General features: G+C 69.6%; 22 protein-coding genes. 6 read left to right on the top strand and 16 right to left on the bottom strand.

Going from position 1 to position 20,122, the window contains the following annotated elements:
- Nucleotides 1–17 precede the first annotated feature (17 nt).
- Complete coding sequence (locus tag IT371_27100) at nt 18–1,766, bottom strand: OmpA family protein (protein MCC6751351.1); 1,749 nt, start codon at nt 1,764–1,766, stop codon at nt 18–20.
- A gap of 175 nt (nt 1,767–1,941) precedes the next feature.
- Between IT371_27100 and arcC the strand changes: the two genes are divergently transcribed.
- Nucleotides 1,942–2,901, top strand: coding sequence for a carbamate kinase (arcC, locus tag IT371_27095; protein MCC6751350.1), 960 nt, complete (start codon nt 1,942–1,944; stop codon nt 2,899–2,901).
- A gap of 26 nt (nt 2,902–2,927) precedes the next feature.
- On the opposite strand, the gene IT371_27090 is transcribed toward arcC, so the two are convergent.
- The 3 genes from IT371_27090 to mce all read right to left on the bottom strand — a co-directional run bounded on the left by IT371_27090 (nt 2,928) and on the right by mce (nt 5,672).
- Nucleotides 2,928–4,319 (bottom strand): 8-oxoguanine deaminase, encoded by a 1,392-nt coding sequence (locus IT371_27090; GenBank protein ID MCC6751349.1) that lies wholly within the window; start codon nt 4,317–4,319, stop codon nt 2,928–2,930.
- A gap of 47 nt (nt 4,320–4,366) precedes the next feature.
- Nucleotides 4,367–5,110 carry a hypothetical protein gene (locus IT371_27085; GenBank protein ID MCC6751348.1) on the bottom strand — a complete coding sequence of 248 codons (744 nt, stop codon included), beginning with the start codon at nt 5,108–5,110 and terminating at the stop codon, nt 4,367–4,369.
- Nucleotides 5,111–5,213: 103 nt separating this feature from the next.
- Nucleotides 5,214–5,672 carry a methylmalonyl-CoA epimerase gene (mce, locus tag IT371_27080; protein MCC6751347.1) on the bottom strand — a complete coding sequence of 153 codons (459 nt, stop codon included), beginning with the start codon at nt 5,670–5,672 and terminating at the stop codon, nt 5,214–5,216.
- Between the two features lie 89 nt (nt 5,673–5,761).
- On the opposite strand from mce, the gene IT371_27075 reads away from it, so the two are divergent.
- On the top strand, nt 5,762–6,121 hold the full coding sequence (locus IT371_27075; GenBank protein ID MCC6751346.1) for a hypothetical protein: 360 nt from the start codon (nt 5,762–5,764) through the stop codon (nt 6,119–6,121).
- Nucleotides 6,122–6,145: 24 nt separating this feature from the next.
- On the top strand, nt 6,146–7,528 hold the full coding sequence (locus tag IT371_27070; GenBank protein MCC6751345.1) for a UTP--glucose-1-phosphate uridylyltransferase: 1,383 nt from the start codon (nt 6,146–6,148) through the stop codon (nt 7,526–7,528).
- Here the strand turns inward: IT371_27070 and IT371_27065 are convergent.
- Nucleotides 7,498–7,992, bottom strand: a complete 495-nt coding sequence (locus IT371_27065) for a TIGR02266 family protein (protein MCC6751344.1) — start codon at nt 7,990–7,992, stop codon at nt 7,498–7,500. The two genes, IT371_27070 and IT371_27065, sit on opposite strands and share 31 nt — an antisense overlap.
- Before the next feature lie 160 nt (nt 7,993–8,152).
- Between IT371_27065 and IT371_27060 the strand changes: the two genes are divergently transcribed.
- Nucleotides 8,153–9,343, top strand: a complete 1,191-nt coding sequence (locus tag IT371_27060) for a thiolase family protein (protein MCC6751343.1) — start codon at nt 8,153–8,155, stop codon at nt 9,341–9,343.
- Here IT371_27060 and IT371_27055 read toward each other — a convergent pair.
- From IT371_27055 to IT371_27025, 7 genes are all read right to left on the bottom strand, one after another.
- The gene (locus tag IT371_27055) at nt 9,340–10,038 is read right to left on the bottom strand and encodes a pilus assembly PilX N-terminal domain-containing protein (GenBank protein MCC6751342.1); all 699 of its coding nucleotides are present in this window, start codon (nt 10,036–10,038) and stop codon (nt 9,340–9,342) included. The genes IT371_27060 and IT371_27055 overlap by 4 nt on opposite strands.
- Before the next feature lie 8 nt (nt 10,039–10,046).
- The gene (locus IT371_27050; protein MCC6751341.1) at nt 10,047–11,213 is read right to left on the bottom strand and encodes a prepilin-type N-terminal cleavage/methylation domain-containing protein; all 1,167 of its coding nucleotides are present in this window, start codon (nt 11,211–11,213) and stop codon (nt 10,047–10,049) included.
- Nucleotides 11,210–11,668, bottom strand: coding sequence for a prepilin-type N-terminal cleavage/methylation domain-containing protein (locus tag IT371_27045; GenBank protein MCC6751340.1), 459 nt, complete (start codon nt 11,666–11,668; stop codon nt 11,210–11,212). The genes IT371_27050 and IT371_27045 overlap by 4 nt, the downstream gene beginning before the upstream one ends.
- Nucleotides 11,668–12,228: a prepilin-type N-terminal cleavage/methylation domain-containing protein gene (locus IT371_27040; GenBank protein ID MCC6751339.1), complete on the bottom strand. Its 561-nt coding sequence runs from the start codon at nt 12,226–12,228 to the stop codon at nt 11,668–11,670. The genes IT371_27045 and IT371_27040 overlap by 1 nt, the downstream gene beginning before the upstream one ends.
- Nucleotides 12,229–12,386: 158 nt before the next feature.
- Nucleotides 12,387–12,788, bottom strand: coding sequence for a hypothetical protein (locus tag IT371_27035; GenBank protein MCC6751338.1), 402 nt, complete (start codon nt 12,786–12,788; stop codon nt 12,387–12,389).
- 9 nt (nt 12,789–12,797) lie between these two features.
- The gene (locus IT371_27030; protein ID MCC6751337.1) at nt 12,798–13,097 is read right to left on the bottom strand and encodes a hypothetical protein; all 300 of its coding nucleotides are present in this window, start codon (nt 13,095–13,097) and stop codon (nt 12,798–12,800) included.
- 75 nt (nt 13,098–13,172) lie between these two features.
- Entirely contained in the window at nt 13,173–13,616 is a 444-nt protein-coding gene (locus tag IT371_27025; GenBank protein ID MCC6751336.1) for a hypothetical protein, read from the bottom strand.
- A 274-nt stretch (nt 13,617–13,890) separates the two neighbouring features.
- Here IT371_27025 and IT371_27020 point away from each other — a divergent pair, with 274 nt between their 5' ends.
- The gene (locus tag IT371_27020) at nt 13,891–14,754 is read left to right on the top strand and encodes a hypothetical protein (GenBank protein ID MCC6751335.1); all 864 of its coding nucleotides are present in this window, start codon (nt 13,891–13,893) and stop codon (nt 14,752–14,754) included.
- 87 nt (nt 14,755–14,841) lie between these two features.
- Entirely contained in the window at nt 14,842–15,354 is a 513-nt protein-coding gene (locus IT371_27015; protein ID MCC6751334.1) for a hypothetical protein, read from the top strand.
- Between the two features lie 75 nt (nt 15,355–15,429).
- On the opposite strand, the gene IT371_27010 is transcribed toward IT371_27015, so the two are convergent.
- The 4 genes from IT371_27010 to IT371_26995 form a co-directional block, all read right to left on the bottom strand.
- The gene (locus IT371_27010; protein MCC6751333.1) at nt 15,430–18,597 is read right to left on the bottom strand and encodes a hypothetical protein; all 3,168 of its coding nucleotides are present in this window, start codon (nt 18,595–18,597) and stop codon (nt 15,430–15,432) included.
- Between the two features lie 365 nt (nt 18,598–18,962).
- The gene (locus IT371_27005; protein ID MCC6751332.1) at nt 18,963–19,412 is read right to left on the bottom strand and encodes a hypothetical protein; all 450 of its coding nucleotides are present in this window, start codon (nt 19,410–19,412) and stop codon (nt 18,963–18,965) included.
- Between the two features lie 52 nt (nt 19,413–19,464).
- A complete protein-coding gene (locus IT371_27000) occupies nt 19,465–19,827 on the bottom strand; it encodes a type II toxin-antitoxin system RelE/ParE family toxin (GenBank protein MCC6751331.1) in 363 nt (120 codons plus the stop codon).
- Entirely contained in the window at nt 19,824–20,117 is a 294-nt protein-coding gene (locus tag IT371_26995) for a type II toxin-antitoxin system Phd/YefM family antitoxin (GenBank protein ID MCC6751330.1), read from the bottom strand. The genes IT371_27000 and IT371_26995 overlap by 4 nt, the downstream gene beginning before the upstream one ends.
- Nucleotides 20,118–20,122: the final 5 nt, after the last annotated feature.

Below are 20,122 nucleotides of genomic sequence, written 5' to 3'. Positions count from 1 at the left end.
CGGGCCGTACCCCACCCCTACTGCACCACGATGAACTCGACCCGGCGGTTCTTCGCGCGGCCCTCGTCGGTGTCGTTCTTCTCCACCGGACGCGTGCTGCCGTAGCCCACCGCCTGCAGCCGCTTCTTGGCCACGCGCTTGGTCACGAGGAACTTGAGCACGGTCCGCGCGCGCTCCTCGGAGAGGCGCTGGTTCCGCGCCTTGGAGCCCTGGTTGTCCGTGTGACCCTCGATGCGCACCAGCTTCACCTCGGCGTGCTTGTTGATCTCCTCCGCGACCTGCGCCAGGAGCCGCTTCGCCGACTCCGTCAGCTCGGCCTTGCCCGAGACGAAGGTCACCCGCTCGCCGATCGCGATGTGCGTTGGCGTGACCTGCGGCGGCGTCGGCTTGGCGATCTGCGGCGTCGTGTCCGGGCAGCCGTCCTCGTCCTCGTGGCCGTTGAAGGTCTCGGGCTTGTCGGGGCACTTGTCGCTCTTGTCCGCGATGCCGTCCTTGTCGTTGTCCGGATCGGGGCACCCGTCGCTATCCTCGAAGCCGTCCCGGTCCTCGGGGTCGTTCGGGCAGCGGTCCTGGTCGTCGGCCACGCCGTCCTTGTCCGAATCCTCGAGCGGACAGCCGCTCGCCGTGACGGCCGCCACGTTCGGGCACTTGTCGAGCGCGTCCGGAATACCGTCGTTGTCGTTGTCCAGGTCGGGGCAGCCGTCCTTGTCCTGGAAGCCGTCCTTGTCCTCCGGCTCGTTCGGGCACTGGTCCGCGCTGTCCGGAACGCCGTCGAGGTCCGCGTCGGCCTCGGTCACCTTGCCGGCGAAGCCCACCCCCGCGAAGGCGCGCACGTCCGGTGCGCCGAAGTCGCCGAGCACGCCGACGCCCACGCCCGCGTCGAAGCGCAGCGCGCCGCGCCGAAAACGTGCGGCGAGCATGACCTCGTGCGGGCTATTGGCCTTGGAGGTCTCCGCGAGCGCCAGGCGCCCGTCGAACTCGGCGATCGCCTCCAGCCACGAGAGCGCGCGCAGCCCGACCCCGAGGCCGTACATCACCTGGTCGCTCACGCGAAGCTGGCGGAAGGTCACGTCGCGCCGCCAGAGGTAGCCGGCGTTCAGCCCGACCCGCATGCGCCAGAAGGCGTAGTCGGCCGCGAGAAACCCCGCCACCGTCGGGCGGAAGGCGTGATTCCCACCGGGGTTGGACGCGTCGGCCACGTTGCCCTCTCCGACGAACGAGGTCGCGTCCGCCGTCGGGAAGGTCACCGTCGCGCCCACCCCGAGGCCGAAACCTCCACCGGCCTTCGGCGCGAGAATCGTTCCGTGGAGCATGAGGCGGATGTCGCCCACGCCGCCGCCGGAGAAGTTCTGGTCCGAGAGGTTGATGCGGTCGAGCTGCGCGCACTGGATGTTTCCACCGGGACACATCTGGAGCATGCCGATGGGCAGCCCCACCCCGACGATGAGACGGTTCCAGAGGCCCACGCCGACGGAGAGGTCCCACCCGAGCTGATGGCTCACGGCGAGGTCCTTGGTGCCGTCGGGGAAGGTGGCGCGCAGCGGCGCGCGCATGTAGATGAGGTAGGCGTTGGCCGAGAGCTGCAGATGACCGGGCGACGCGGCGCCTCGCACGTTCAGGAAGTCGCTGGGCCCCACCCCGGGCTGGAAGAGCTGCACGTCGAGAAGCTTTTCCCCCTGCTTGAAGGGGGCCGCGTGGGCTCGGGCGTTCAGGGTGAGGAGGAATAGGGCGACAACGCTTCGCGAGACCAGAGAGCTACGGTGCATGCTGCCGTCCTAAGCTGGCCTCGACGGCATGGCCAGGCTGCTCATGGGTACCATGATTGATGGTCTCGGCATTTTTGCCTGGCTTTGCGCTGGGGTCAATCTTTTCTGCGTCGATCGGTTGCGTGAGCCGGCCAACAATTGGCGCTCGCGCCGTGGCCTGCGATAGCATGGGCGCATGGATCGCTCCGAACGACCGCTCGCGCTCGTGGCCATGGGCGGCCACGCCTTCATGCAGCCGGGGCAGGCCGGCACGATCGAACACCACCAGCAGAACGCCGACGAGATCTCGCTCGTGCTGATGACGCTCATCGAGCGCGACTACAACGTGGTGATCACGCACGGCAACGGTCCGCAGGTGGGGCAGCTGCTCCTGCAGACGGATCTCACGCGCGACCAGGTCCCGGCCATGCCGCTCGACGTGCTGGTGGCCGACACGGAGGGGTGGCTGGGCTACGTGCTGCAGCAGGCGCTGCTCAACCAGCTCCGTCGGCGCAACGTGCAGCGCTACGTGGTGACGGTGATCTCGCAGGTGCTCGTGGACAAGCGCGACCCGGCGTTCGCGGCGCCCACCAAGCCCGTCGGCCGCTTCATGAGCGAGGAGGAGGCGCGACGCTGCCACGAGGAGCACGGCTGGACGGTGATCGACGATTCCGGCCGCGGCTGGCGTCGCGTGGTCCCCTCGCCGAAGCCGCTCCGCGTGGTGCAGCGCCACATGATTCGCGACGCCGCGCTGCGCGGGCACATCGTCATCGCGTGCGGCGGCGGCGGGATCCCGATCGTCAAGGACTCCCACGACAACTACCAGGGGGTCGAGGCGGTGATCGACAAGGACCTGACCTCGAGCATCCTGGCCTCGAACATCGGCGCGGAGCTGATGATCATCCTCACGGACGTGCCGCAGGTCTACGTGGCCTACAAGAAGCCCGAGCAGCGCGCGCTCAGCGCGGTCACGATGGACGACGTGGAGCGGCTCATCGGCGAGGGGCACTTCGCCGCGGGGAGCATGGGGCCCAAGGTGGAGGCGATCGCCGGGTTTTTGCGCGCCGGGGGCAAGCGCGGGCTGATCACCAACCCCGGCAGCCTCGAGGACGCGCTCGCGGGGCGCGGGGGGACGCACTTCGTCGGCCGCCTGTAGCGGCGGTCAACCCCAGAGCTCGCCGATCAGAGCATCCACTTCGTCGAGTGGCCCGCCTGCTCGAGCATGCGCTTCGAGAGGGCGTTCGCGCGGTCGCGGAGCGCGTCCTCGTCGAGGCAGACGAGGCGGCCCCCCGAGACGACCACCTTTCCGTCCACGATCGTGGTGTGCACGTTGTGGCTGATCCCGGCGAAGACCGCCGCCGCGAGGGGGTCCGAGAGAGCGCCCGCGTAGTCGAGGCGCTTCATCTCGACGAGCGCGAGGTCGGCCGCTTGCCCCACCGCGAGGGTGCCGAGGCGCTCCCAGCCGAGGAGCTCCGCGCTTCCGCGAGTGGCGAGGCGCAGCGCGAGGTCGGCCGTCATCGCCGCCGGGGTGCCGTGCACGCGGTGCACGAGCAGGCAGCTCCGGAGCTCGCCGAGCATGTTCGAGCTGTCGTTCGAGGCGCTGCCGTCCACGGCCAGCCCGACGCGCACGCCGCGGGCGAGGAGCTCGGGGACCCGGCAGATCCCCGACCCGAGCCGCATGTTCGAGCTCGGGCAGTGCGCCACGCCGGTGCCGGTGCGTGCGAGCACCTCGAGCTCCGCGTCGTCGAAGTGGATGCCGTGCGCGAACCAGACGTCGGGTCCGAGCCAGCCCACGCGCTCCATCAGGGCCAGCGGGCGGCAGCCGTAGCGCTCGACGCAGTAGGTCTCCTCGTCGAGCGTCTCGGCGAGGTGGGTGTGCAGGCGCACGCCGTGACGCCGCGCGAGGGCCGCGCTCTCGGCCATCAGCTTCTCGGTGACCGAGAAGGGGGAGCACGGGGCGAGCGCCACGCGCTGCCGCGAGAAGGGGCTGGGGTCGTGGTACGCCGCGATGACCCGCGCCGAGTCCTCGAGGATCGTGCGCTCGTCCTGCACCACCGAGTCCGGCGGCAGGCCGCCCTGGCTCTCGCCCCGGGACATGCTCCCGCGACTCGTGCAGATGCGGATCCCCGTCTCGAGGGCCGCCTGGACCTGCAGTCCGATCAGGTCCTCGGTGACGCCGGCCGGGAAGATGTAGTGATGGTCGCTGGTGGTGGTGCAGCCGGTCTTGAGCAGCTCCGCGCAGGCGAGCTGCGTCGAGACCGAGACCACCTCGGCCGTGAGGTAGCGCCAGATCGGATAGAGGCCCTTCAGCCAGTCGAAGAGGCCCGCGTTCTGCACCGCAGGCAGGTTGCGCTGCAGCGTCTGGTACATGTGGTGGTGCGTGTTGACGAGCCCCGGGATGACGAGCTTCGTCGAGGCGTCGATCACCTCCGCCTCGCCGCGCGGCAGTGACGGCCCGATGTCCGCGATGCGCGAACCGTCGACGAGCAGGTCCACGCCGCGCAGGCGCGTGTTCGCGTCGTCGCCAACGGCCAGGTGGTAGATGTTGCGAAGGAGGAGTCGCCCGCGGGCCATGCGACGGCGTAGCTAGCGCAGGGGAGGGCGGCGGCCGGCGAGCATGCTCAGTTGGGCCCCGCCCCAGGCCCCCACTTCTCCTCGAACAGCTTCTTGCCCTTGCCGTTGAGCTTGTAGAACTGCGAGCTCCCCTCGGTGCGGTCGACCACGATGCAGCTCGGCTTGCTGCGTCGGATGTAGCGCGCCACGTTGGGCGGCTCCAGGCTCACCGCCGAGCGGGACATGACCATGCGGGCGATGTCCGCCGGCCGGAGCGGCCCGAGTCCTTCGAGCGACGCCACCCCGAGCGACCAGACGATGCGCGCGAGGTAGGTGCTCCCGCCGATCTCGTCGTCCACCTCGAGGCGCTTGATGCGCGACGAAGCCTCGCGGTTCCCCTCGAGCGGCCGCTTCTTGTGCGAGACGCGCTTGCCGCGCGGCGCGGCCGACAAGGAGCCGTTCTCCGCGCTTTCGTCGTCGCTCTCGACCCCCTCCTCGGGTCCGTCGAACGCATCCGCGTCGTCGTCGGAGAAGGCGGCCGCGGGCGGCTGGTACGCGCTCGCGCGCGGAACCTCGGTGCGCCGCGACGCCGCGGGCACGGCTTCCGCCGTGGCGCGTGGCGCGCTGGCTGCCGGCGGTGCGTGATAGCTCGCTCCGCCGCCGGACCAGGCCTCCTGGCCGTTGCCATCCTTGAGCAGCGACGTCACAGACGACGGCACGCCCACCGACTCCGCCACCTCCGCGACCGTCTGCAGGGTGCTCTTCACCCGGTCCTGCAACAGCTTGAACATCCCCTGGGCCTTGCTGAACATCGCCCTCCTCCTCACTGCAAACGGCGCGCGCGTCGTAGGCGAACTCACCACTGGCTCGTTCTGGTCGGCGCCATCATTGGGTAGCGCGCAAGGCCCCGGCCCGTCAAGCGTCAAGCGGATTCCCGGATCCTCCGGATCCGTGATCCCCGTCCGGGGCGGCTCCCGGCTCGCAGAGCTCGGTAAGGACTCCGAACGTTGCGCGCGGGTGCAGAAAGGCGATGCGCTGGCCGTGCGCGCCGTCCCGCGGTTCCGCGTCGAGCAGCGCCACCCCTTTGTCGCGGAGCTCCCCGAGCGCCGAGGCGAGGCCGTCCACCTGAAAGGCCAGGTGGTGGATCCCCTCTCCGCGCTTGTCGAGAAACTTCGCCACCGGGCTATCGGGGCTCGTCGGCTCGAGGAGCTCGATCGTCGTCTCACCGACGCGCAGCATGGCCACCTTGACCTTCTGGTCCGCGACCTCCTCGCGCCCCACGAGCTCGAGGCCGAAGGTGTCCCGGTAGTGGGCGATCTGCGTCTCCAGGTCCTTCACGGCGATGGCGATGTGCGCGATTCGCTGGATGTGCATGGTGGCCTCCTCGGTGCGGGGCGGGAAGGTACCACGGCGCGGGCTTGGCGGCGCTTGACACAGCGCGTGCACTACCCCACGATGAGGTGATGTCCGAGGAGGATCTTCACAATTTGCTCGCGGCGCTGGTCGAGCAGGCCCGCGCCCTCGCCACCCGTTTGGCGGGGGACCCGGACCGGGAATCTCCGTGTCATTTCTGCGGCGCCCCCGTCCCCCTGTGGGAGAACCTGCTCGTGATGCAGCTCGCCGGGGTGCCGGCGCACGTGCAGTGCCCGGCCGACGCCCTGGCCGCCAAGCTCAAGGAAGCGGGGCCCGAGCCCGAGTTTCCCTACGACGACTTCTCGCAGGCCGTGGACGCGCGTGTGCTGCTCGAACGCCCGACCGCTTGCAGCGGGGTGATCGAAGCCCTGGCCCGGCCACCGACGCCGGCCGCCGCGCCCCCCGCTTAACGACTCGACGACGAGAACGCACCCATGATCACGCGTGCCGATGCCGAGCGGAAGCTCAGCGCCTTCGGGCAGTCCCACGTGCTGCGCTGGTTCGACGAGCTGGACGGGGCCGGCCAGGAAAGGCTCCTCGGGCAGATCGAGGCCCTCGACCTGGCCTGGCTCGCGCGGGTCCTCGAGACTCCCGAGCTCGCCGTGGACCCGGCCACCATCACGCCGTACGAGGAGCTCATCCCGCTCGACGCGTCCGACGCGGCGGAGGCCCGCGCGCGCGGCGAGGCGGCCCTGCGCGCCGGCGAGGTGGCCTGCATTCTCGTCGCGGGGGGGCAGGGGAGCCGGCTCGGCTTCGACGGGCCGAAGGGGGCCTTCGTCCTCGGTCCGGTGAGCGGTCGCACGCTCTTCCAGATGCACGTCGAGCGGCTCGTCGCGCTCGGGCGGCGCTACGGGGCCGTGCCGCCGCTCTACCTCATGACGAGCCCCGACAACCACGAGGCGACCTGCCGCATCTTCGCCGAGGCCAACCGCTTCGGCCTGCCCGAGGACCGGCTGCTCATCTTTCCGCAGGGGCTCGCACCGGCGGTGGACGAGCAGGGTCGGTTGCTCCTCGAGGAGCGAGGGAGCTTGGTCCTGGCCGCGAACGGCAACGGCGGGCTCTTCGCCGCCCTCGCCGGCAGCGGCGCGCTCGCGCAGATGGAGCGGCTCGGCATCCGCGCGGCGAGCTACGTCCAGGTCGACAACCCGCTCTCGCTGAGCTGCGACCCGCGCTTTGTGGGCTACCACCTGCTGCGGCAGAGCGACTACTCGTGCAAGGCCATCCCGAAGGTGCATCCGGCCGAGAAGGTGGGCGCCTACGCGCGCGTCGGCGGCCGGCTCTCCGTCGTCGAGTACACCGTGATCCCCGAGGCGCTCGCAGAGAGTCGCGACGCCCGCGGTGCGCTGCGCTACGGCTACGCGAATCCGGGGCTCTTCGTCTGGAGCGTCCCCTTCCTGCGCGAGCAGGCCGAGCGCGCAGACCTGCCGTATCACCGGGCCCACAAGAAGATCCCGCACCTCGACCCGAGCGGACGGCGCGTGGAGCCCACCGCGCCGTGCGGCTACAAGCTCGAGACCTTCGCCATGGACACGCTCCCCGACGCGAAGCGGTCGCTGGTGCTCGAGATCGACCGCGACGAGGAGTTCGCGCCGGTCAAGAACGCGAGCGGCGTGGACAGCCCCGACTCGGCGCGTGGGCTGATGACCGCGCTCTACCGGCGCTGGATCACCGAGGCCGGGGGCACGCTCTCGGGCGAAGGGGCGGTGGAGGTGAGCCCGCTCTACGCGCTCGACGGGGAGGAGCTGGCCGAGCGGTTGCCGGTCGGCTTTCGCGCCGAGACGCCGCTCTACCTCGGGCCGAAGAGCCCCGCGCGGTAGAGCAGGAAGGCGAGCCCGGCGAGGCTGGCGAGCCCCAGAGCGACCCAGAGCAGCGTGCGACGCGGCCGCGCCGGAGGGGCCTCGAGGTTGTGTCGCGTGATCGGGTTGTCGTCGAAGAAGAGCGGTTCGCGCCGGGAGAGGAAGCTCTCGATGCGCTTTCTGGCCTCGTCGGAAAGGTCCACGAACTCGAAGCCGATCCCCGGTTCGCCGTCGGGGCCGTCGTGGCGTTCTCGGGTCCAGCGCACGCGGCCGTTCACCTGCAGCGTCGGGCCTCCGTCGGGGAACTTGAGCTCGATCTTGGCCTTGGTGCCCACCGCGAGCGTGTCGCGGGTGGCCACGAAGACGCCGCCCCCGTTCAAGTCGTTGGCGAAGCCGGTGTAGAAGTTGCTCTCGCTGTGGTCGTCGAGATCGGTGCTGATCTCGACCCAGGAGCGAATGCGTTGCAGGGCGATGTTCTCGCTCATCCCGTCCCCTCGGCCGTACCGTTCGATTCCGACAGTGTAGCGCAGGTCGCCCCGCGCGGCAGCGAGGCAAAGTATCCCCCGGATCCTCGTTGACCCCCCGGTGGCGGCCCCCATACCATCCGCGCCGAACCCATCGCCGAACCCATAAGGGAGGTCCCCCATGTCGCTCAGCAAAGCCTTCATCCCCTACGGCGCGTACTGGAGCACCCCGTTCTGTCGGTGGCAGGGGAGCCTCTCCGGCTACAACTCCGTCGAGCTCGCGGCGCAGGTGGCCTCCGCCGTGCTGGCCGAGAAGCAGGTGGCCCCCGAGACCTTCGATGGTGTGCTCCTCGGCATGACGGTCCCGCAGGCGGCGAGCTTCTACGGCGCTCCGTGGCTGGCGGGGATGATCGGCGCGGCGGGCGTGACGGGACCCACGATCGCCCAGGCCTGCGCCACGAGCGCGCGGGTGATCGCCACCGCCGCCGCCGAGGTCGAGACCGGCCAGCGCACCTGCCTGCTCGGAGTGAGCGCCGACCGCACGAGCAACGGTCCGCACCTCTATTACCCGAACCCGGCCGCTCCGGGTGGGCGCGGGCAGGCGGAAGACTGGGTCTGGGACAACTTCAACCGCGACCCGTACGCCGGCGGCGCGATGATCCAGACGGCCGAGAACGTGGCCCGCGAGGCGGGGATCTCCAAGGAGGCTCAGGACGAGGTCACGCTGCTGCGCTACCGGCAGTATCAGGACGCGCTGGCGAACGGCCGCGCCTTCCAGCAGCGCTACCTGGCCAAGGTCCAGCTCAAGAAGGGCAGGGCGGTCTCCGTGGTCGAGGCGGACGAGGGGGCCTTCCCGACCACCGCCGACGGGCTGGCCAAGCTGAAGCCGGTCCTCGAGGGCGGCACGGTGAGCTACGGTACGCAGACCTTCCCCGCCGACGGCAACGCGGGGATCGTGGTCTGCACGCGCGAGCGCGCGGAGAAGCTCAGCCGCGAGGCGAAGCTCCCCATCCAGCTCCTCTCCTTCGGCGAGGCGCGCACGAAGAAGGCCTTCATGGCCATGGCCGTGGTCCCCGCGGCGCAGCAGGCCGTCGAGCGCGCCGGGATCAAGCTCTCCGACTGCCGCGCGATCAAGACCCACAACCCCTTCGCGGTGAACGACGTTTACTTCTGCAAGCAGACCGGCGTCGCGGCCGAGGCCATGAACCGCTACGGCTCGCCGCTCATCTACGGGCATCCGCAGGGGCCCACCGGGACGCGCGCGGTGATCGAGCTCATCGAGGAGCTGGCGCTCGCCGGCGGCGGCTACGGACTCTTTGCGGGCTGCGCGGCGGGGGATACGGCCATGGCGCTGGTGCTGAAGGTCGGCTAGTTGGTGGTGAGGGACGCGCCCAGGTACGAGTTGGAGCCCGAGCTCTCGCCCCCCTTCTGCCCGTACGTGGCCGAGACCTGCGTCGAGGTGGAGGCGCCGATCACCGCCTCCAGCGCGACGTAGCTCAGGCCGTCGCGGGCCACCCCTTCCGAGCGCACCACCACGCGCGTGTCGTTGTCGATGACCGCCGTGGCCAGGTCCGAGGAATCGGCCGAGCCGTTTCCGTCGCAGTCGGCGTAGTTGGCCGTGCTGGCGGCCGCGTTCTGGACCAGGCCGCACTCGGACTCCCAGTCGTTGCGCACCCAGACCGAGTAGGTCACCTTCGACAGCCCCGACACCTTGGTCGCCGTGGTGGTCCCCGAGCCGATGACCGGCACGTTGGAGAGCGCGGTGCCGTTGTCGCAGAGGATGCGGCCCTTGTTCGTGGGCAGGTCCCGCGTGTTCGAGCCGCAGGCGGTGCTGCCGCCGAGCTGGCTGGCCCACCCCGACTTGTTCGCGACGAGATAGGCGCGGGCGCGTTCGATTCCGGCCTGCGCCGCGTAGAAGGCCTCCTGGCGGCGTCCCAGGTTGCCCGAGACGCGCGAGCTCGTGCTGGACATCCAGGCCGCGGTGAGCCCCACGCCGAGGATGATCGTGGTGAGCAGAAGCGCGAGCACCAGGACCGAACCAGAATCGCTTGCCGTGCGTCGTGCCATGGGCGTGCCTATCGAATGTTGTGAGGGGTGGCTGTGGCGCGCAGGACGGCGCGGCCGTACGTGCCGAGCTGGCCGCTGGCCGTCAGGTCCTGCGCCACGGTGCCGGCGGCGCGATCCTCGGCCCCCGGACGGAAACCCGTGCGGTTCGACGTGTCGGCGCTCGTGGTGCGCCCCACGAGCGTGATGCGCACCTGTCCGGTCTTCGCCGTGCCGCAGGCGGGGGCGGTGTCTCCCGTCGCGGTGTAGGCCCACTCGTCGGTGGTCGGGGAGCTCGGGGTCTCCTCGAAGAGGCCGTTGCCGTTCACGTCGCAGGCCCAGGTGAGCTGCAGGTCCTCGATGTTGTCGGCTACCACCTCGAGGTTCGCCTTGTCCGCGGAGGGATTCGCGTTCCGCGTGCTCCAGGTGACGAGCCGCGGCGGGTTGACCGTGTCGTCGATCGCGAAGTGCCGGGGCATGGAGCTCGTGGAGCCGAAGCGGATCACCAGCGCGTTCGCGCCGTAGCCCCCCGTGGGGAAGATGTTGTGCCCGCCGGGCGGGTTGTAGATGCCGTCGCATCCGGCGGGGTTGTGCTGGATATGCCACTTGTTGCCGGTCTTCTGAGGATCCTGGGTCTCCTGGATCACCGTGCAGGGCTTCGACGTCCCCGGCTCGTACAGGATGAGCAGGTCGCACTGCTTGAAGCTGCCCGGGCCGTTCACCTTCAGGATGGACGACGAGCTCGGCATGGCGTCCACGATGCGCACCGTGCCTACGCCGTTGGTGAGCGCGTCCGAGTCGTAGGTCACGGTGAAGGAGTCGGTGCCGTCGGTGGCGCTGCCGCAGGTGGCCGGGTCGCGCTTGAAGATGTTGCAGTTGTTGTACGACCGATACGGGATGAGCGTGGAGGCCGTGGTCCCCCCCGAGCCGTCGTACATATTCACCACGCCGTTCGGACAGGCGCCCCAGCCGCCGTAGCCCGCGTAGCGCACCTGCCGCTGCAGGTATTCCATCGCGCCCCAGAGGTTCTCCTGCGTCACGAGGCTGCCGAGCTGCGCCGAGTAGGTCTTGCTCTGCCCCGAGACGAGGTAGAAGAGCCCCGCCGAGAGCATCGACGAGAGCAAGAGCGACACCATGAGCTCGATGATCGTCAGACCGTCTTCGTGGCGCCGTCGGACGCGCGTCGTTCGGCCGGTCATTGGGACCTCTGGGTGGTCATGGTGACCTGCAGCGTCGGGTACTCGACGGCACCCGTGCTGACGGCGGCACCGGGGGCGATGTCCTTCCACGCCACGCGGATCGTGATGAGCTTCTGCGTCCCCACGTCTTCGACGAGGCGCTGGACGGTGTACGGGCCCGCGGAGAGCCCGTCCACGGCCACGTTCTGCATGTTGTTCCCCTGCGCGTTCGTCTCGAGCGACCAGTCCGCGGCCGCCGAGGGGAGCTGCGCGTAGCCCATCGCGTTGTACTGCTCGAGCACGCTCTGGCCGAGGCGCATGGCCTCGGTGGAGCGGCGCGAGGAGGTGACCTGCCGGACCGTGTGCACCTGCAGGCTGGCGAGCCCCACCATGACGATCGCGAGCAGCAGCATGGTGATGAGCAGCTCCATCATGGTGAAGCCGCCCTCGCGCCTCTGTTTCCGTCGGGAGCGCATCAGTTCCATCCCTTGTACCGACGGGCGTATCCCGTGCTCTGGTAGATCACGACGCGCGCGCGGTGCAGGGCGTCGGTGGTCTGAAAGAAGATCGTGACCGCGTTGTTGGCTGCCGTACAGGCGGAGCCGGTGCAGGCCTGCACGGTCCCCGTGCCGAGGTAGCGTACCTGCGCCGGAGGGGCGGTCGGCGTGGGCGTCGAGGCGCCCGGCAGCACCGTCGTGAGCACCGCCCCCGAGAGCTGCACGCCCGTGGGGGCCGAGACGTCGCGGAGCGTGGCCACCGTGCTGCTCCCGGGGAGCACGGCCTCCAGCGTGTAGCGCGAGGTGGAGTAGAGCATCACGCTGCGGTCCTCGCGCGAGCCGGTGGCCTCGTGCCGGGCCCGCAAGAGGTCGTGAATGAACTGGTTCACGAACTTGTTGAAGTTGTCTTCCTTGCTGTCGCGTTGCATCGCGGGCACCGCGACCATCGCCAGGATGCCGAGGATCACGACCACGACCATGAGCTCGACCAGCGTGAAGCCGGCATCTCGTGGCGCGGGGCTGTGGGAGGCGTGGGCCATGGGCTGCTCCTCGACGGAGTCGTGCAGGCCCCGTGCCATCGGCGGGGGGTGACTGCTTCAACGACCGTTCGAGGATTATTGCAGGTTACGGCGCTCGGCCCAAATCCGTGGGGGGTGAGCCGAGCAAAGGTTTCCGTGAGGCCGCAAAGTTTGCGGACCTAGTCGTCGAGGACCTCGATGTCCGGTCCGTCGTCGTTCGGGAGCACCGCGTGGGCGAGAGCCTCGTCCACGAAAGCCCCCGCGTGCTCGGCGCTCACGGCGCCGGCGGTGAGCGGGTGCTCGGCGATGATGCGCCCGGCGACCTCGTCGATGCTGGCCCAGAGGACGGGCAGCGGGACGTACTCGGCGATGTTCCCCGCGCCCAGGCTCTCGACGAGCAGGTCGGCGTTGAAGCTGCCGCTCGTCATGCCTACCTGCAGCAGCGTGGCGACCAGGCGGGGCGGCAGGTCCGTGGCCAGCACGCTCGGCGTGGCGTGGCGCAGGAGGTCGTCAGGTTCCAGCACTTGCAGCCGCAAGCCCTCTTCGATGACGATGCGAATCCACTCTCGTCGGCGATCCATGGTCACACCTCAACCGGGGATCTGCGAGCGGTGGGCGGCGGTCTCGATCGCCGACCAGAGCACGTCGGGAGGGATGTAGCGGCTGAGCACGCCGGGCCCCGCCGTGCGCAGTATGACCTCCGCGGTCATGACCCCGGCCTGTAGCGAGGCGGCCAGCACCCCGCTCATCACGTCGGGGGGCAGGTGCGTGGCGAGCACCTCCGGAGTGACGTGCTGGAGCACGTCCTCGGGGTGCAGGATGTCGTGGTCCATGGCCGCGGCCATGACGATGGCGAGCCATCTCTCGCGGTCAGCCTGGGATGCACGCATGCTCAGCTCCGCCCGCTTGGGGCGGGGCCACCCTAGCACGGGGGGGCACGGGCGATCAACGCGTGGTTAGAGCGGTCAGAAGGTGAAGTGCCGGGCCGCGTCGTGGAGCTGCTCGGTGTTGAGCTGGCTCTGGTCCTTCGCCTGACGGGCCGTCGCGCTCTTCGCGGCGGGTGCTGCGGCGGCGGGCGAGGGCGCGCGGGCCGGGGCGGGCGCCGGGGTCGGGGCCGGGGCCACGGGACGAGCCGGAGCAGCAGCCTTCGCGGGGGCGGGGGCGGGCTTGGCGGAGGCCACGACGGGCTTGACCGGTGCCGGGGTCGGCCGGGCAGCAGGTTCGCGCGCCGGCAGGGGCGGAGCTTCCTTCACCGTTGGCGCGGCCGCCTGGCCGTTGCCGAAGAAGGTGGAAATCCGTTCCTCGACGAACTCGCTCATGCTGAGCCCGTGGCGCTCGCAGTACTTCCGCACGGTTTCATAGGTGAGTCCGCGGATAGACACGCTACGCCGCGTTTGCTTCTTCGCCATCTCTCGGGTCCTCCATCTATAGTCGCCGCATCCGAGGCGACGTCCGAATCCGCTGTATCCGACGGTTCTGCACTGACGCTGTTACGACGCTCGTTCCGATTATTTTGTGCACGGCGGGGAGCTCCGTCAAGCGCAAATACCACATCTTGAAGCGCTGAGGCCCGGATGCCACCAGATATGGTGCCCCGCGCTCCGACCGGCTCGCCGGGGAGGCGCTGCGCGCGCGACCGGCGAGCGGGTGCGCCGGCGCCCCGAATGCGATAGAACACAAGCGATGCGCGTCCGCCTGCCGGTCCCTGCTCCCTGGCTCCTTCGCGGTTTCTGGTGCGTGCCCCTCTTGCTGCTCGCGGGGGGCCTGTGCTCCTGCCAGCGCGAGGGAGCGCCCGCACGCCAGGCGTCCCCCGCTCCGACGCCTATTCCGACGCCCGTTCCCACGCCCGCGGCGCGCGGCGACGCGACGGGCGGCCGAGCCGGCCTGCGCCCGGTCCTCGCCGTGCGCGAGGGTCTCGGGCTGCTCTTCACCTACTTCGATCACCGCGCGGAGATGCGCACCGTCGAGCAGGTCGCGAGCGTGGAGGCCGCGGCGCGGAGCCTGGTCATGGTCACCGACCCGAAGAGCCGGCCGCCCGGGGACCAGGTCTACGTGGCGGACCTGCGGAAGGTGGAGGGGCCGCACGGCTACCGCGTCTGGATGGAGCCGCGCAGCGCGTGGCTGGATCGCGCGATGCCCAAGCTCAGCGAGCTGAAGAAGCAAGCCGCGCTCGCCGAGGCGCAGCGGCCGAAGAAGCCGCGCAAGCGACGGAAGCCCCGGGCCACGGCTGCGGCGGGGACAGCGGCGGGCGGCACCGCAGGAGGCGCCGCCGCGGGCGCGCAGGCCAAGCCGAAGGCGGTCATCTTCACGACGGCTTGGTGCCCCTCGTGCAAGTCCGCGAAGGCCTACTTCGCGCAGCGCGGCATTCCGTTTCTCGAGCTGGACGTGGAGAAGAACCCCGAGGCGGCGCAGCAGTACGCGGCGATCCAGCAGCGCTACCGGCTGCGGCAAGGGGTCGTGCCGCTCATCGTGATCAACGGCCGCGTCTTTCAGGGATTCAGCGCGCAGCAGGTAGAGGCCGCCCTGGCGCAACCCCCGCCGTCCTAGCGACTTCCGGGGAAGCTGCACCTCCCATAGCAGAGGCCTCGCGCGCCGAACCCGAAGCCCAACGCTCGGTGTGGTATCCTGTAACTCGTGCACCGCGCCGCGCTGCGACCGTTCCTGATCGTTCTTGGGGGCCTGGCCGCTGCGTCGCTCCTCATCGGTTGCAGCCGCATGCCGACGCCGCCGGAGAGCTGTGCGGCGGGGGACCCGTGCGGTGAAGGGCTCGTCTGCGATCGCGCGAAGGACCTCTGCGTGCCGGGGGGCGACGGAGGTCTCGGCTTCACCGACGGATGGATCGCGGGGCACGACGGGGCCCGGGGCCAGGACGCCCGTCGCGGCGACGGGGCGGCGCGAGTCGACGGCGCATCACGTCCTCCCGATCAAGGTTCGCGCTCCGACGGTTCCATCGTCGTGCCCGATCGGGCCGTTCCGCCGCCACCGGATGCGCGCGTCTGTCCGCCGACCAAGCCGAACTGGTGTCCCGGGGGCTGCGTGAACCTTCAGAACGACCAGCACAACTGCGGCGTGTGCGGTCGCCGCTGCGGCAACAACGCCATCTGCTTCAAGGGACGCTGCGCCACCATCATCGATCCGAAGGAGTGAGGGGCCGGCGCGGAACGAGCTGATCGGCTGTGGTGCTCCCGACGCCGGCTAGCGACGCGCAGAGCCCGTGCTCCACTACCGGACTTCGCGCCAGGACTCCATCCCCGGGGTGCCCGATGAGCCGCCGGAGAGCGCGCCGCCGCTGAAGGTCTCGACGCTGGCCTGCGCGCCCGTGCCCTTGGCCGACTTGCTGACCACGATCTCCGTACCGCCGCCCACGATGGAGAGCCCCGACGCGATGGTGTTCGGGTAGGTCTTCATCTTCATCAGGTTCTGGGTCGCGCCGGTGGTGCTGACGCGGAAGACGTAGCTCGTTCCGAGCGCGATCTGATTGCCCGAGCACTGCGCCGCGGGCGGGTCGTAGTAGAGGAAGAAAGCCTCGATGTTGGAGCTGTTGAGCTTATTCTCGACGAGGATCGGCGACGAGACGGGGAGCGCCCGCACCGACGGCGCCGTGCAATCCGCCGCCACGGTTCCCCCGTTGTAGCAGGCCGTGCCGCAGACCTGGCTGATCGCGCAGGTGAAGCTGTCCGAAGACTGGAGCGTGCCGTTGTCGTCGGTGCGCAGCCAGACCTTGGACTCGTACGAGGCGTTGCTCATCCAGGCGCCCTCCTCCATGAAGGCCCCGGACATGACGGCGAAGGTGGCCCGGCTCGAGCCGCGGTAGATCGCCGCGGGGGCGAGGAGGAAGGGGTGCGGGGCGCCTGCGCCACCGGAGCTGCCGTCGAGGAGCGTCTTCACCTTGCTCGACGGCGTGGTCTTGCCGGCCTCGAAGCGCATGAAGCGGCCGTTGGCGTCCACCTGATAGGTGGCTACGATCGTGCGCTGGTCGTCGGGATTGATCACCGCCACGCTGTCGGCCACCACCGCGTAGTCCACCTTGGGGGCGTTCGTGCTGGTCAGCGGGGCGAGGGTATAGGTGCTCGCGGAGCTCCCCGTCCAGAGGGTGTCCTGATAGATGTAGTAGCGCTCGTCCGTGCCCGTACCGCTGGGGGGGATGTAGCCGCTCGCGTAGGCCGCCGCGCTCAGGGTGTTGGCCCCCTGCTTGACGTAGAAGAAGGCCGGGAGCGACCAGGTCTCGGCGATGTAGTTCGTCACGCTCGTGCCGAGGTCCCGCGAGTAGGACTTGGTCGTGAACGGCGGGCTGTTCAGCGTGCAGACGCCGCTCGTGCAGGTGCTCGGGTTCGTGATGTCCAGCACCACGAACTGGTCCCCGCCCGGGCCGTAGTTCAGAGCGAGCTGCGTGGCCCATGCGGCCGAGCTGGAGACCTTTACGTCCTCGACGCGCGGGGAGTTGGCCAGGATCCAGCGGAACCTCGTCAGGTCCAGGTCCTGCCCCCCCGCCTTGTAGAGCGCGTAGATCCTGGGCCACGCGTCGGGCGAGATGTAGCCGAAGGCCTCGGTCCCGTCGGCGATACGGAAAGCGTGCAGCACTCCGTCGTTCGAGGCCACGTAGGCCAAGGCCTCGCGGTTCTCGTAGGTCGTCTCGAAGGTGTCGTGCCCCGAAAGGTTGCTCGAGCTGTACTTGGGAGGGGCCGCCACGACGGCCGGCACGGAGTTGAGCAAGGGGGCGAGCTTCTTCTGCGTGATGTAGTTGATCGTGGCTGTGACCTCGGCGTCCGTGGGCAAGGTGGCGCCCGACCGACTCCAGGCGGCCTTCACCGCCGTCAGGTTGGAGGTCGAAACGGCAATGGGCGTCGTGGCCCCGCTCGTGTTGGGACCGGTGTAGAGCGCGCGAGGGCTCGTGCGCGCCGCGAGAACAGCCCCCGCCTCCCACATCAGGAAGTCCGGGTCCGTGGATGCCTTGAGCAGGTTGTAGGCCCGCAGCCGCCCCTGCCAGCTCGGATACTCCGTCGAGGGGACGAGTGCTACGTTCCCGGTGAGCGTGCTGCCGGCCGATGTAGCCACCCCCGCTTGGGTCGTCGTGTAGTCGCCCTGGAGGAGCTCCGCAAAGAGCTCCTTGAGCGCCTCTACGAGGTCGTCCTCGTTGTTCGAGCTGATAGCGGTGGCGCTGCCGTTCATCTCGCCGTCGTCTCCAGCGTCAGCGATGGTGTCGAGCTCGGCCAGGGCCGTGCTGGTCAGATTGGGCAAGGCCACCGCGTAGGTCTTGATCGGATTCGAGGGATATGCGGCGTAGAGCGTCTGAGTCGCCCCCGAGGGAGGACTGCCGATGTTGTGCTCGCCGTCGCTCAGCAAGATCACGACGCGCGAACGGCAACCCGCGGCGGCATCGGGCGTCGTGTAAGGCGACGTGCCGGCTGCACGTGCCGCGAAGTGCGATTGGGCGAGCTGGACGAGCGCCTCCGTCGGCGTGTTGGTCTTCATGAAGAACCCGCCGTTGTCCACGCGATTGAAGCGCGCCACGATCTTGGCCACGTTGTCATCGAAGGTCGACTGCGGCGTGGTGCTCGTCGGCTGCAGGAGCGGGATGATGATCTCGGAACCGTCCGCCGGGTCTCTGGAGATGCCTTGCATCGGATTCCCTGCAGGTGCACCGTCCTTCTTGAACCGCCGGTAGACGTACGTGGAGCTCCCGCTCACGTACTGCGGGCCCTTGTAGGTCGTGCTGATTGTCGAGGTCGTCGCCGACGACCGAGGGACCTGCATGTAGGCATAGTAGCTGCCCAGATACTCCCAGTCGTTGGTGCCGTCGTTATAGGCCTTGCCGTTCGTGGTGGACCACGAGAATCGCTTGTAGACGTAGACCCCGGAGCTCAACCGTCTATAGAGGCTGTCCGTGGTGATGGCGAGCCCCGCGCCCGAGAGGAGCGTGTAGACCGTGCTGTTGACGGTGAAGCTCGTCACGGGCTTGTTATTCGTGTTGTCCCAGCCCAGGCCACCCGTCCATACCGCCGCGGACCTGAGCTCGAGCTCGCTGAGAAAAACCGTGACCTTCTTGCAGGAGCCGCAGGTCCCGGTGGTCCCGGAGCACGCGCCGCAGGAGCTGACCGCATACGAGCCCGTGAAGTATTCGTAGTAGCCCGTCATCTTGAATCCCGCGAGGCCCACGCTCGCCGAGCGGACGAGCGGCAACACGTTCCTCAGCGCCCGTTCGGTCATGCCCTGCCTGCTGCTGCCGGAGGTCGTGTTCATGCACTGCTCGGCGGAACCGGCGGTCTGGCGCACCGATGCGGTGCTCGAGTTGTCGTCGATGTTTCTGCAGTCGTTGGCGCAGCTCGAGGTGGTTTCATAGCCGCTGCAGATGCCATCTCCGCACTTGTCGATCTCGGTGTTGGTGGCCATACAGCCGGCGCCCTGCCAGGCACCTGAACCTGGGACCTGGCGCATCGACCCCGAGAGGTCGATAGCGAACAAGATCTCCGGCCGCACGGTCTGGGAGGTGAGCACTCGGAGGGGATTCAGACGGGCGCGAGGGGCCGGCCCGGGGATGAGCAGGGCAACGATTAAGGAGAGGAGAGCGGTGCGACGCATGGACGCTCCTTCGGCTGGAGCCCGGAGGTGCATCGTCCGTGCCGAGGTGGCGATTTCCCCCAACGTTGTGATTTCCATCGGTTGGATACTGCCGAGAGGCGCCCCGCCGGCAAAGCTTGCAGGGGTGCGCAAAGATTGCGGACGGCTACCCGGCGACGGGCCTGAACCCGTCCCCCTCACGGCAGCCGAAACGCCTCCATCGCAGGGACGGTCTTCGGGGCGTACAGCCGATGACAGGCGACGCAGGTCTCGACGACCGCGTTGTACGCCGGTTTGGGCGGTGCCCCCGCGGCCAGGCCCTGCGCCTTCTCGCCCATAGCTCGCCGCCACGCCGCGAAACTCGCGGGCACGCCGACGCTCGGCAGCTCGTTCGCGACGCGCACCAGCACTCGCGCGGGCGCGACCGGTGGGTGCCCGCCGACGAGCCGACGGCGCGTCTCCTTGGTGTAGAGGGCGGCACGCTTCGCGTGCTGGCGGAGATCGGGCAGCCGACCGGGCGTCCCGCCGAGCGCGGCGTCCGGTGTGCGCGGGGTTTCCCTCGGGCCGCAGGTGCAGGCGGGCAGAAGGGCGACGGCGAGGATGACGACGACGAGAGCCTGTCCGAGCGAGGAGCGCGACGCGATCATGGGCAGGCAGTATAGACCGTCACGTCGTCGATGTAGATGCCCTCGCCGGGCTCTATTCGTTGCCGCCCTTCAGGGCGTCGTCCGCCAGCACCTCTCGCGGAAGGAGGCGATGTCCCTCCGACACCGTGAGCACGTGAATGCCGTCGTCGGTGACGCGGTAGACCAGTCGATAGGTCCGCAGGAAGACCTCCCGGACGTCGTCGCGGCCGATTTCCGGGACGCGGCGTCCGGCACGAGGAAGCGCGCCCGCGCGGGCCGCGAGCTCCAGGAGCTTCGCCACCCAGCTCTCAGCGGCCGCCGGGTTATCCGCCGCGATGTGGTCGCCGATCTGGAGTAGGTCCCGGCGAGCTCGATCGGTCCAGCGTACGACGGGCCGGGCGCCGCGCCGTCGTCCGCCGCGCCCTCGGGAGGTCATCGGCGGGGGCGCGCGCGATACCGGGCCTTCAGCTCCGCCGCCAACGTGGCCTGGTCGGTCAAGCGGCCGGCCTGCGAATCGGCGAGCCCATCCTCTACTGCAGCGACGAAGCGCGCCCGTTCGGCGAGCTCGTCGTAGGCCTCGGGCGAGAGAAGAACGCCGGCGGGCTTGCCGTTCTGGGTGATCACCAGGGGCTGTCCCGTGGTCGTCAGACGTCGCAACCACTCGGCGGCCTGGGCCTTGAACTCGCTCACGGGGACGATGTCTTCCGAGACGCGCAGCGCTTTCATGGATT

The organism is Deltaproteobacteria bacterium, from assembly GCA_020848905.1.
In the GTDB taxonomy this organism is placed as follows: Bacteria; Myxococcota_A; Polyangia.
This window is presented reverse-complemented; position numbering and strand designations above follow the sequence as displayed.